8 protein-coding genes are annotated in these 13,394 nt (G+C 51.5%); 5 read left to right on the top strand and 3 right to left on the bottom strand.

Going from position 1 to position 13,394, the window contains the following annotated elements; all coding sequences use genetic code 11:
• Nucleotides 1-17: 17 nt before the first annotated feature.
• Nucleotides 18-1,052, bottom strand: coding sequence for a Mal regulon transcriptional regulator MalI (gene malI / locus BS639_RS06505; RefSeq protein WP_084982608.1), 1,035 nt, complete (start codon nucleotides 1,050-1,052; stop codon nucleotides 18-20).
• Nucleotides 1,053-1,292: 240 nt separating this feature from the next.
• Between malI and malX the strand changes: the two genes are divergently transcribed.
• The 5 genes from malX (at nucleotide 1,293) to BS639_RS06530 (ending at nucleotide 10,485) form a co-directional block, all read left to right on the top strand.
• Nucleotides 1,293-2,906, top strand: coding sequence for a maltose/glucose-specific PTS transporter subunit IIBC (gene malX / locus BS639_RS06510; protein WP_084982609.1), 1,614 nt, complete (start codon nucleotides 1,293-1,295; stop codon nucleotides 2,904-2,906).
• Between the two features lie 80 nt (nucleotides 2,907-2,986).
• Nucleotides 2,987-4,174 carry a MalY/PatB family protein gene (locus tag BS639_RS06515; RefSeq protein WP_084982610.1) on the top strand — a complete coding sequence of 396 codons (1,188 nt, stop codon included), beginning with the start codon at nucleotides 2,987-2,989 and terminating at the stop codon, nucleotides 4,172-4,174.
• A gap of 168 nt (nucleotides 4,175-4,342) precedes the next feature.
• The gene (gene add, locus BS639_RS06520; protein ID WP_084982611.1) at nucleotides 4,343-5,341 is read left to right on the top strand and encodes an adenosine deaminase; all 999 of its coding nucleotides are present in this window, start codon (nucleotides 4,343-4,345) and stop codon (nucleotides 5,339-5,341) included.
• Nucleotides 5,342-5,626: 285 nt separating this feature from the next.
• Nucleotides 5,627-7,282: a hypothetical protein gene (locus BS639_RS06525; protein ID WP_139804050.1), complete on the top strand. Its 1,656-nt coding sequence runs from the start codon at nucleotides 5,627-5,629 to the stop codon at nucleotides 7,280-7,282.
• On the top strand, nucleotides 7,273-10,485 hold the full coding sequence (locus tag BS639_RS06530; protein WP_084982614.1) for a hypothetical protein: 3,213 nt from the start codon (nucleotides 7,273-7,275) through the stop codon (nucleotides 10,483-10,485). Before BS639_RS06525 ends, BS639_RS06530 begins: the two co-directional genes overlap by 10 nt.
• 162 nt (nucleotides 10,486-10,647) lie before the next feature.
• Here the strand turns inward: BS639_RS06530 and BS639_RS06535 are convergent, their stop codons facing one another.
• Both BS639_RS06535 and amyA read right to left on the bottom strand, forming a co-directional pair.
• Nucleotides 10,648-11,694 carry an oxidoreductase gene (locus BS639_RS06535; RefSeq protein WP_084982616.1) on the bottom strand — a complete coding sequence of 349 codons (1,047 nt, stop codon included), beginning with the start codon at nucleotides 11,692-11,694 and terminating at the stop codon, nucleotides 10,648-10,650.
• Between the two features lie 112 nt (nucleotides 11,695-11,806).
• The gene (amyA, locus tag BS639_RS06540; protein WP_084982617.1) at nucleotides 11,807-13,291 is read right to left on the bottom strand and encodes an alpha-amylase; all 1,485 of its coding nucleotides are present in this window, start codon (nucleotides 13,289-13,291) and stop codon (nucleotides 11,807-11,809) included.
• Nucleotides 13,292-13,394: the final 103 nt, after the last annotated feature.

The following is a 13,394-nucleotide window of genomic DNA, read 5'->3' on the forward strand; positions in this document are numbered from 1 at the left end:
GCCCTTCCTCCAGACAATCAGGCCGATCCCCGCTCGATGATTGTTGAATGAATAATAATATCCTGAGTTTCCAGATTTTGCCCCGCAAGGCGCAGCAGCAGCCTTCTGGCGGTGGTATGCCCGATTTCACGTGCGGAGTTCGATACCGCCGTTAACGGGGGTTCAGTCAGCGCCAGTTCAGGCGAATCCTCAATGCCAATCAGAGCGACTTGTTTTTGGAACAGGCTATTGAGCGACCCGCCTGCCACCTGATTACCGGTGCGTAGCACACCAAAATAAGCCCCTAGAGCCACGGATGATTTATGACAGACAATGGCGCTGATTTTTGGATAGCGACGCAGTAAATCTTCTGCCGCATCAGCCGCCAGCCGATGCTGATAATCACACTCAATAATCCATTCGCTGCGAAAAGGCAGACCATACTGTAGCAAAGTGGCGCAAAAACCGCCGAGACGTTCTGCACGTGTTAACGAGTTGCCTAACCCACCCAAATAGGCAATTTGCTTATGCCCTTTGCGAATGAGGTATTCAGTGGCCATTTTAGCCGCCTGCATATTATCAGGCCGCACTAAATCCACGCCCTCAGTTCCACCGGAACGGGAGGCGCATATTAGCGGCACGCCCTGCTCCACGGCCTTGGCACGCATTTTTTCGTCGAGATAATGAATACCGCCGGCAATCACAATTCCGTCAACGCCGTGGGTCAACAACGTGTCGAAGCAGCGCGCCAGTCCGCTGGCGGCCGGTCCACTTTGCAGCAGAAATAGCACTTTACCCTGCGCTTCAAACATCTCACCTAAACCCGCCGTCATCTCGGCGTAAAATGGCTCGCAAATATCACGCACGATCAGACCCACCACGCCTGACTCGCCGCCGCGCAGCGAACTAGCCTGCCGGTTGCGCACAAAGCCAAGCTGGTCAATGGTATGATTCACCCGCTCACTGGTGGTTTGCGAAATACGCCCCTTACCGCTGAGCACCAGTGAGACGGTAGCGACCGATACTCCGGCCGCCAGTGCCACATCCGTAATGGTGATTTTTTTATGGCTCATGACTTACCGCTTAATCCTGTTATCAATGCATTAAACGAGACAACTGCCTCGTCAAGCTCTCTTTATAGCAGTTGAAGATAAAACGTTTAACCTAAATTTAAACCCTATATCAGGCTTACGTTGAATTATGTGAGCCAAGACACGCATTAATTAGGTAAAACGTTTTATCTTATCGCCGTTCACACATTTGCAATCTTGATGAATAACTTCACCCAGCCCACTTTTTTGCAGGGAGTTTTTATGCCAGCCAGTCGAAATCAACGCGTTACGCTCTGGGAGTTTTTCCAGAGTTTAGGTAAAACCTTTATGCTGCCGGTCGCCCTGCTGTCATTTTGCGGCATCATGCTCGGTATCGGCAGTTCCTTAAGCAGTAACGACGTCATTACTCTATTGCCTGCTCTCGGACATCCACTGTTCCAGTTGGTATTCATCTGGATGAGCAAAGTCGGATCTTTTGGATTTAGCTATTTACCGGTTATGTTCGCGATGGCCATTCCGTTGGGTATGGCGCGCGACAACAAAGGTGTCGCCGCTTTCTCCGGTTTTGTCGGCTTTGTTGTACTTAACCTCGGCACCAATTTCTATTTGACGGTGAAAGGCATTCTGCCCACCAACGATGCGCTGATCCTTAAAGCCAATAATATACAGAATATTCTTGGGATTCAGTCCATTGATACCGGTATTTTGGGTGCCGTCATCGTCGGCATTATTGTGTATCTGCTGCACGAGCGTTTTCACACTATCCGCCTGCCCGATGCGCTGGCCTTTTTCGGCGGGACCCGCTTTGTGCCGATCGTGACCTCAGTCGTGCTGGGGCTGTGCGGACTGGTGGTGCCTTTGATCTGGCCGTGGTTCGCTGCGGGAATTACCGCTCTTGGCCGCTTGATTCACGACGCTGGCGTATTTGGCCCAATGATTTTTGGCACCGGTGAGCGCCTGCTGTTGCCTTTTGGACTACAGCATATTCTGGTCGCGATTATTCGCTTTACCGAAGCGGGCGGCACGATGGACGTGTGTGGCCGTGAAGTGAGCGGTGCACTGACCATCTTCCAGGCTCAGCTTTCCTGCCCAACTACCCACGGTTTTTCAGAAAGTGCAACGCAGTTCTTATCACAGGGTAAAATGCCGGCCTTCCTGGGCGGACTGCCGGGTGCAGCGCTGGCGATGTATCACTGTGCCAAACCCGAAAATCGTCATAAAATTAAAGGCCTGCTGATTTCGGGCGTCGTTGCCTGTGTCGTCGGTGGCACCACCGAGCCTATCGAATTCCTGTTCCTGTTCGTTGCTCCAGCACTGTATTTATTGCACGCACTGCTGACCGGTCTCGGCTTCACCGTGATGTCGCTGCTGGGGGTAACAATCGGCAATACTGACGGCAACATCATTGATTTCGTGGTATTTGGTATTTTGCACGGCACCGCTACCAAGTGGTATTTAGTGCCTATCGTCGCCGCTATTTGGTTCGCCGGATATTACGTTATTTTCCGCTTCGCCATTACACGCTTTAATATTAAAACCCCAGGACGTGAATCAGAATCACTGCCGCAGTCTGCACCCGTCAATACCGGCAGCAAGTCTGGCTACAACGTGCCGGTTATTCTGAGTGCGCTGGGCGGTGCCGATAACATCATCAGTCTCGACAACTGTATCACCCGCCTGCGTCTGTCAGTGCATGATATGTCGCGCGTTGACGATGCCGTTCTCAAGGCAAATCGAGCAATTGGTGTCGTTCATCTTAACGAGCACAGCCTTCAGGTCGTTATTGGCCCACAGGTACAGTCGGTGAAAGATGAACTGGCTAACCTGATGCGTCAGGAAAGTCAGTCTTCAGCGTCACCTACGCTGGCAGTTTGATGGTTTGAAGTTTTGATGTTTAGCTGGGTGAGTTTATTCACCCAGCTTTAGTTTTTAAGGACTTATGCTTGTGAGGACTTATGTTCGATTTTGATACGCCAATAGACCGCCACGGTACCTGGTGCACCCAATGGGACTACGTTGCCGACCGTTTCGGACGCGCCGATCTGCTGCCCTTCACCATCTCAGATATGGATTTCGCTACCGCGCCCTGCATCGTCGACGCCCTGCACCAGCGTACACAACACGGCGTATTTGGCTACAGCCGCTGGCAGCAGCAAGACTTTCTTGGCGCTATTGCGCACTGGTACGAAACACGATTTAGCAGCCGCATTAAAACGGAAAATCTGGTTTATGGCCCTTCGGTAATTTACATGGTGGCACAGTTTATTCGCCAGTGGAGTCAACCAGGTGACGGTGTGCTGACATTTACCCCTGCCTATGACGCTTTTTATAAAACCATCAGTGGAAATCAGAGAAAAATCATATCTTCGCCATTGCATAAAAAAAATAATCAGTGGCTGATGGACGAATCTTTGCTGGAATCACAGCTTGCCGACCCTACCTGTAAAATTCTGCTGCTGTGCAGCCCGCACAATCCTACCGGTAAAGTCTGGACTGCCGCCGAGCTAAACACGCTGGCACAGCTTTGCCAGCGCTACGACGTTAAGGTAATCAGTGATGAAATCCATATGGACATGGTGTGGGGCATTAATCGTCATATTCCCTGGTGTGAGGTTGGCAGCAAGGACTGGGTACTGGTCACTTCCGGTTCAAAAACCTTTAATATTCCGGCATTAACCGGTGCCTATGGTCTGGTCAGTCATACCGAGGATGGCGCAAACTATTTGCAACAGCTTAAAAACACTGACGGACTTTCTTCTCCCTCAGTACTGGCTGTATTAGCGCATATCACCGCCTATCGACAGGGCGAGCCTTGGCTAGATGCGCTGCGTCAGTATCTTGAAAGCAACCTCCACTACGTTGCCCAGCGGCTTAACCAAGCTTTTCCATCCTTAGACTACCAACCGCCGCAGTCGACCTATTTGGCGTGGATTGATTTGAAGCCATTGGCCGTTGATGATGAAGCATTGCAAAAAGAGTTAATTGAACGACAAGGTGTAGCCATTATGCCGGGAGCCACCTACGGGCCAGAGGGCAAGGGGTACTTGCGACTCAACGTAGGGTGTTCACGCACAAAGCTTGAACAAGGCATGGATAAGCTCATTGCCGGCATTCACGCGGTGAGAGAAACGCCGTTGCGGTAGGCCAATTCAACTCGGGCAAGGATTTTTGCTTAATTCAAAGACCTTGTCCAACTTCCTGTGACCGTATGGCATACAATATCAGCAGTCAAACCAGAACGCCGTGCCAGCAGCGCTTGAAAACGCTATAATAGTTTGCACTTTATCTACTATAAAAAATGGGTGCTGCCAATGATTGACTCTCGTCTTCCCCTCACTGATATTCACCGCCACCTCGATGGCAACATTCGCGCCCAGACTATTCTTGATTTAGGTCGTCAATTCAATATTTCTCTGCCCGCCAACGAACTCGAAGCTTTACGCCCACATGTGCAGGTGATGGAAACGGCACCAGATCTGGTGAGTTTCCTGCAAAAACTCGACTGGGGCGTGGCAGTATTAGGCTCATTGGACGCTTGTCACCGTATTGCCCAGGAAAATGTTGCCGATGCGGCAAGAGCCGGTATCCACTATGCCGAACTGCGTTTTTCACCTTATTACATGGCGATGAACCATAAACTCCCGGTGGCGGGCGTGGTTGAAGCCGTGATCGACGGCGTACGCCGCGGCTGCCGTGACCACGACATTGATGTGAACCTGATTGGGATTTTGAGTCGTACCTTTGGTGAAGAAGCCTGTCTTCAAGAGCTTGACGGCCTGTTGGCATATAAAGACGGCATTACCGCGCTGGATTTGGCCGGTGACGAGCTGGGCTTCCCTGGCAGCCTGTTTCTCGACCACTTCAACCGCGGTCGTGATGCGGGCTGGCGCATAACCGTGCATGCCGGTGAAGCGGCAGGTCCAGAAAGTATCTGGCAGGCCATTCGCGAACTCGGTGCCGAACGTATTGGCCACGGCGTAAAAGCCGCAGAAGACCCTGAGCTGATGGACTTCTTGGCCAAGCATCAGATTGGCATCGAGTCATGCCTGACCTCGAACATTCAGACCAGCACTGTTTCGTCACTTGATAAGCATCCGCTGGCCACCTTCCTGCGCCACGGCGTACTGGCCTCAATCAATACTGACGATCCGGCGGTGCAAGGCATTGAGATTGCGCACGAATATAAAGTTGCTGCACCGGCTGCGGGACTGACGGCGGCAGAAATACGTCAGGCGCAGTTAAACGGCCTGAGCATGGCGTTTCTAAGCGATGCCGACAAGCAGCGTATCCGCGTGAAAGTCGAAGGGTAATTTTTCAGCGTCTAGATTGCATAACAACCTTAGTATTCCACTAGAAGTGGTGGAATTCTTTTGCAGCCCCTGTGCCTGCAGGGGCTGAGTATCAAAATCAGCCATGACCCAAATATGTCTGGGATGATTGCCAACTCTAGACAGCGCATCACTTTGTTCCCCCTGATAACCTCACAACCAATTGTACAAAAAACATAATTTTTCGCCCATTTACCAAAGCCCCCCCTGACCACATCATCCATCATCGCGGTAACTGATTTTCTATTTACCTTATAAGGTGTTTGTGTGCATTCCTCCTCCTCCCTCTCCCAGCGGCTGGGTCTTCATAAGCTCAATTCCGTACTGGACGCTCAGCGTACCCCAAAGCAAAGCCTCCCTGAACGTGTCACTCACGATACCCTAAAGCAGCTGCACCAGGTCATGACTCAGGGAAAGGGCTGGCAGGAAGATGAGGCGTTTTGCCAGACTCTGGAGGGTGTTCTGGGCAATGATGAGTTCCGCGAAGAATTCAAGAAAGACACCGGGCAGTCCTTGCACATGAGTGCAAAACATCTGTCTACACTTCAGGCAAAACAGCTGATGTCGTTTATCTCTGCGCAGCTCGTGCCAGAAGCCGCTCCCTGCGCAACACCTGACTTCTCCGTTTCGTCCGGCCAGTCATTGCAGAACGTCATGAAGGACTGCCTGAAACAAATGACCCTCGATGTTCTGCTTGAAACGAGTTTGAAACTGACCGGCATGGACATCCGTATCGCCGAAACATTTGTGCCGGTGATAACGTTAATCCGCGAAGCCCGAACCGCGCTTTTATCCGGGGACGGAAACCTGGCCGACCGCCTGAAGGGACTGACAGAGGCGCTGAATACCGCCCGAAACAGCCTGAAGCTTGCCTGTCCTGGCTCTGTTGTTTTCAAAGGCACAGACATTCTTTGTGACGTAGCGGATGTATTACACATGGGGCTGGCTTCCTCTGACCTGAGTGGGTTGAAAGCGCCGGTGGCAAAATTAGGCACCCTTCCAGGGCTGGCCTCCGCCGGCCAGGCGATGCTGCCTCTGCTTGAGCTGGGTAATCAGTTGCAGCAGTGGAATAACAGCAGCATAACGGGCCAGGAGCTGGTCCGGTCCCTGATAGACAAGGTGATGCCGGAACAGCTGTCTCTTCTGCTAAAGGTCGGAGAAAAAATAGCCGCAGGGGTGCAGTCTGGAAAGCTGCAAGCGAAAGGGCTACCGGAATGGCCGAAAACGGATGACAAAGTCGCCTGCCTGCAGTGGCTGAAAGCCGCCCTGACCAACGATTCATTACGTGAAACGCTGGCCACGGCCGACAATCAATGGCTTACGCAAACTCTGGGGCTTAACGCTGAGGAAGCCGGATACGTACAGACACATCTGCTGCAGTATGCGCAGCCTCTGGCCCGTTTTCCGGCTCAGGGCACGCCTGCAGAGTGGCTGCTGGCGCTCAAGACGATGCCCGGCCTTTCAGACATGGTCACCCGGGCAGACATCAGCCTGAATGTTAACCTTGGGGCCGTCGGCTCCCTGTTGAAAGACAACACGACCCTGTCCCGGCTTGGGGGCGTGGCAACGGCATCTGGCACCACGGGAAAGCTCTGGGAGGCACTGAAGCTGATTGACACTGGCAAATCGTTGACGGTAGTGAAAAATATATCTATCGAAACATTGAAGAAAACCTTCGGTGTGGCCACGGATGCGGCAAGTGCCATTTATTTGGTATTGAAAAAGGCTAACGCTTTTCGGCTCAGCGCCTATTCAGCCGGGCAGTCTGTCAGTGACCCCGTTCGGCTTTATCGTGACGTATTCTCCTTCATTAAGGAGGATGTCAAAAATAATCCTGACGATTATAAGAATGCCACCGTTGAAACTTTGCTGGCCACCGTGGCGATGGTGTTCAAGAGTCTGGGGGGAATCATGTGCCGATAAACTTTGGGGGAAATACGGCGCAGTGGCTGAATGCGTATGCGCAGGCAGACCCTGAGAAACTGACCGCCGTGGACAAGGTGCTGATGCACGCCGTGCTGGAGCCTCGTGCAATACTGGAAATCAAGCGAGCAATACAGCAGGAAGACACCGTACAGGCCCGAAAACTGCTTGAGCCTCTCAGCGATGCGCTGCAGTCATACGCGGGCGATTCGCCATTTTTGCGTCAAATGGCCGCTGCCCTGCCGTACATTCCGGCCCTGAATGAGGCATGGAAAGAAATCCGCGCCATGGACCTGGGTGAACGAAAGGCGCTAGGGAGTGACATTCAGATGCAGAATGTTCTGCTCACAGATATTTTGCGCAACAGTCGTGAGGTTGTTTCTGTTGACACGCTGGTATCGCGACAAAAGGCAGTCCTGGCCCTGCAGGAAAAACTGGGGAGGCTGCAGGAGCAGTGCGGAGACGCTAGCGGCCTGATGAATGTGTTGCAGGCCGAACTGGATGCAATGAAGGTTGCCGTCAACATGCAGACCGATGAAAGCCGAATGCGTCTGAGCGAGGAGCTGGAGCTGGTGCAGTCTGACCTGAATAGCCTGAAAAATCCGGCCACGCTAGGCGCATTGTCACCGGACGAGGTGTCTCAGGTCTTTGCTCGACAAGCCAGCCTCCACGAGAATGTAAAGAAAACCCTGGTAGAGGAAGGGGTATCACCTGCAGAGATAATGAAGGGACAACTTAAGGAGATGACCAATACTCTGCATGCCCTGCCCCTGGAGCTCAAACTGACGGACATGGGGTCACTGGTACACTTTGCGACAGAAGCCCTGACACGGCTGGCCACCAGCACGAAACCCAACCTGGTGAGCGCCAGGGGCGAGCTGGCCACGCTGGTGAGAAATGCGGCGTCAGACGGGCTGTCGGAAGTTGTGCGCTGGTCGGGAAACCAGATGATGAAACTTTTCACCAAAGAAGTGGAGCTGACGCCGGAGGAGAAGGCGTTGGGCATGTTTGTCATTGAGCAAGAGTTGAATGCGGGGCAGTTGGCGACAGGGGCGGCGGCGGGTGCGGCGTCGGGCGCGCTGCTGTCGGTGATGTTCCTGCTGCTTTCCGGGGAGGGCATACCGGGCCTGAAGGGGAGGAAAGAAAGTACGTCTGCGGTGACAATGCGCACGACAGCGACAGATATTAACGGGGAAAGTGACACTCAGACAGTGCGACTGACCCCGTCGCGGGCGGGGGTATACGCCTCCACCACTGAGCCGTTAAGCCGGGAGGGCAATGACCTGAAGAAATGGCTGATGCTGGCCCTGCCGGTAGTGGCTGGCGCAGCGGCGGGTGCCGGGATTGCGGCCGCCATCAATCCGGCTATAAGGGAAAAGCGAGGCGAAAATGATGTGCCGGACGAGACGAACCCAGTCATGACCGGACCCGGACAGTTGCATATCATTACCGGAGAGGATGGCATCACTAAAGGGATTAATGTGGGTCCTGGTCAGCGTCTGAGTCATTACAAAGATGCTGACGGGTCGATGAAGACCCTCCTTCTGGAAGCGAACCAGAGGCACCCTCTTATTTCAACGCTGGCGGCAGATCCCTCTGTGGGGTTGCAGGAGAATGCACCGGAGCAAGAAAGAGCGGGACGTGTAAGACGTGCGACAGATGCTGCTGTAAAAAGTCGACCAGAACGAAGCCTAGCCTCCCTATTAACAAATTATGTACAACCTAAAAAAGTTGAGGGAAACGAAGTTAAACAGTTGATTGATAGCAGAGAGCAGAACCGGCTTGCAGAACAGAATCGGCTCGCAGAGCAGAATCGAATTAACAGCACGAGAGGAAATTGGACACATGCTTTCATTGCAAGCAAAGTGAACAAATGGCTAGAGATGATAAACAGCGGCGCAGTGACCAGAATGGGCAGTGAATTGAACACTGGCGAGTTTATTCGTAGCTATATACAGGGAATTATTGACAGGCATCCAGATGCGGCCATACGTGACGGTCTGACATCCCCTGACAGTAAAATTATTATGAGAAACGGAACTGCACCGGGTGGAGGCGCCGTCGCGGTAAAACTGATTGACCTAGCTACGGGTAAATTCAATTATTATGATAAGTTCCCGGAATGGAAAGGTGAGAGAAAGGGATACGACACCAGTCCTCAGACAGTTGCATTTAGAAAGGAATTGCTGGATGACGCCAGTCCCTATATGGATAGTGACGGGTATAATGTTTCCAGTACAAAAGGTAAGCCACTCCCTGACCGCATCCAGGATGCATACATGACGCACCTGAACGGCATCAAGTCTGACAGTGCCAAAAAGGAGACAATAGCAGAGTTCTATAAGCTTTCTTTTTATAAAACAGCCAGCGCATTAGCCGATAATCCTGAGTTCGCAATTTTTAAACCGCAACTTGATAAGTATCTTGATGGACAAATTAAACCATTTCAGCTAGCCCATGATGACGGGGGGGACTTTTCAGAAATAGTCGCATTTCGTGTCGGGCAAAAAGTTCTTGCCTGGGATGCTGTGGGCACAAGCATAACATTCTCCGATACAGATAATGGCAGAAAGAGTAGTAATATACACGAATGGCTTCTTAAGCACCTGAAGGTGGATATGCAGGAGAGATACAAAAATGGAGCCGAATCTTTTCTGGAAGATACTTATCGCAAAATCCGCTTCGTGCCTGAATCTTTTGCCCCTAAACAATCCCCGCTGAATTTTAAAGGCATGGATGATATAGGACAGGATACTGTAACTACTCTGCTGGATCGTGCGGAAAAAGATATAAAGAGTAAAATCTCTACAAGAGGTGAATATTATCTTAACGGTCTTATTGATGGCCTATTCATCGCGGCAGGTCTTGGGTTGTCATATTTTGTTCCTGGCTCTGGAATTGCCTTGATACTGAGGGAAATTGCTCTCTCCGCTTCATTAACGTTTGCTAAGGATATAGTAAAGTTGTCAGTTGCTGATAGCGAAGAACAAAGAGATGCAATCACTTCCTCAATACCGGCAAATCTCCTTGCTGGCTTGGTTGTTGATTCTGGCGTTACACTAGGATTTAAAATAGCAGACCATATGCTGAAGGCTGGGGATTTTAAAATACCATGGAGTGTAGGCCTCGAGTCGGATGCCCTGGTCGGTTATTCCTCGTATGAGGCAGCCAATAGATTAAGTGAACAATATACAAATGAGTAAGCGCTCGGGATTATGTCGAAATAATTAAAGCTAAGTTATACTTTCGACCGATAAATTCGAGTTAAGGTTGAATAACACTCTGTTTTAAAGGTCGTTTTTTAGCCATTGCCTATATCCTCTTTAATTTAACACATTATCGAAATATAGGCATTGACACAATTTTCAGGAATGGGGAATCAACACTGTCTTTTGCTGCTGTGCCGATTGTATTCCTAACTCAATTAACTCCATCACGCGAATAGCCTGCTCGGCGGTCACCGGATTTTTACCCTGCCCGTTGATGGCGTCGCGCACTCCAGCATAATAAGCCGGATAGTTTCCTGGAATAGTCAGCAGGCTTTTCTCTGCCATCACTCCGTTGTGACTCAGCGTCACCACGCCGTCACGCATGTCGTAACCCCAGTCAGGCTGCGGCAAACGCTCGCCGGCTTTAAGGCGATCTTCCTGCGGGTCAAGGCCGTACTTAATGTAACTGCCCTTTTCACCCTGCACAATATAACGTGCGGTTTCAGCCGCCGCATACACGGTGCCGTGCAGCACAACGCGACGGCGAGGATAGGTTAATACGGTGTTGAAATAGTCCACCGCCTTGGCACCCGGTCGCAGCATCGCCTGATCGGATTGAATAGCATCAGGTACGCCAAACAGCTCAATCGCCTGGTCTAACAGGTGTGAACCCAGGTCGTACCAAATTCCACTGCCCAGCTCCGCCGACTCACGCCAGCGCGTTTGTACCTGTGGACGGAAGCGGTCGTAATGAGATTCAAAATAGACGATTTCACCGAGTGACCCTTCTTTTATCAAGGCCTTAAGGGTCAAAAAATCGGCGTCCCAGCGGCGGTTGTGAAAGACTGAAAGCAGTTTTCCTTTTTCTTGCGCCAGAATATTCAGCGAACGCGCTTCACCCAGCGTTACGGTAAACGGCTTATCGACTATCACATGCTTACCGGCTTCCAACGCCTGCTGCGCAAGCGGGAAATGGGTCGTATTTGGTGTCGGGATCACCACCAGATCAACAGTTGGGTCATCGAAAACCTGCTGCGGTGAGTCGACAACCTTCACTGACGGCCAGTCCGCATGCACCTTGGTCGCATCACTGCTCGACACCACCGCCAGCTCCAAGCCCGGCGTGCCGGAAATCAATGGAGAATGGAATGTTTTACTGGCAAAGCCATAGCCAATAATCCCAACGCGTAAAGCAGTTGTCATGGTGTGCTGTCCTTAGAATTGTTGCAAAAATGTTGAAGTAGTCTACCTCAAAAAGGCATTGATTCATGCACTTGTATCACAGTATCTTGCCTCGTTGAGGTAGCGCAACGTGCTATGCCCCTTCCTTCACCCATACGCTAACGCTGCCGCCGTTGCTGCGAAACTCAGCGGCGCCCTGGTCATCACACTGCACCGCAGAATCGACATTGCCGGTGATGTCCTTCCACTGGCTATTAGCAAACTCATCACCAAGAATGATGTGTTTAACGCCGTCGCCTTCGTTAGACATCACCACCACGCAGCCAGGTTTTTCCGCCGTTCCACTGCGTACAAAGGCGATACAGTGCGGATCATCCAAATAATCGGTTTGCACTCCCCATGCATACTGCTGGCGCGCGCTTATCAGGGTTTCAAGTTCTGTGACTTTGTTGAGCTCAATTTGGTGGGTATTGCCGTCGTCGCCGCTGTCTTCATAGCTTGCGCCAAACAGGTCAGGATAAAAAATGGCCGGCAGGCCCTGCTCGCGCAGCAGAATCAGCGCATAGGCTAAGGGTTTGAACCAGGGTTCGACCGGAATTTCGAGAGACTGCAAAGGTTGGGTGTCGTGGTTGGCCACGATAGTCACCGCATGCCAAGGATCGGCCTGCACCAACGAGCCGTCAAACACGGTGCGCAAATCGTAGTCTTTTCCACCTTTGGAGGCATTATGGAAGTTAAGCAGCAAAGGGGCATCAAACAGCATGGTCTTGCCTTCAACCTGATGGATATACTGCTGCAACTTGTCCGTTTCGAATGACCAATACTCGGCGACGATGAACATCGGTTCACTCGCGGCTTCTTGAATGCTGTCGATCCACTCTTTATAGAACCACGCAGGAATGTGCTTCACCGCGTCAAGACGAAATCCACTGCAAGGAACCTGTTCAATCACCCAGCGGGCCCAGAATTTGAGCTCCTCTCTGACGGCATTGTTGCGAAAATCAATATTGGCGCCCATCAGGTAGTCAAAGTTGCCAAACTCATCATCAACTTCCACGTTCCAGCCTTCGGCCGTGTAGTCGTTTACTATCTTGAATACGCCCTGTTCATCAGGGTTTTCAATGTGATCCACACCGCTAAAGCAATGATAATCCCAAACAAATTCAGAGTATTGTCCGCCGCGTCCGGCAAAGGTGAAACGCGTCCACGCCTCGGCGTCGATCACCTCTTCATCAATTTCTTCACGGTTTTCCTCAGAGACGCGGTTGACTTTAATCTGCTCTTTTTCGTCGGCACCCATTTTGTGGTTGAGCACCACGTCGAGCAACACGCCCACATTGTGAGCGCGAAGCGTTTCAACCGCGGCAACGAACTGTGCCTTATCACCGTACTTGGTGGCGACGCTGCCTTTTTGATCAAACTCCCCTAAGTCAAACAGGTCATAGGTGTCATACCCCACCGAGTAACCGCCCGACTCCCCTTTGCTGGCCGGTGGCAGCCACGCCATGGTAATGCCGATAGAGGCCAGCCACTCGGCCTTTTCGCTAACTTCCGGCCAGAGTTTTCCGCCATCAGGGTAATACCAGTGAAAAAATTGCAGCAGCGTTGGATTTTCCATGTAATGCATTTCCATCTGTGGGAGGTCATTAATAAATAGCCCACTTTTAGCGATAATGCATCAGCCGCCGCTTCTCGGTTCAAATCTTATTACGTTCAGCAAT

This window comes from Rouxiella silvae (assembly GCF_002093625.1).
Taxonomy (GTDB): domain Bacteria; phylum Pseudomonadota; class Gammaproteobacteria; order Enterobacterales; family Enterobacteriaceae; genus Rouxiella; species Rouxiella silvae.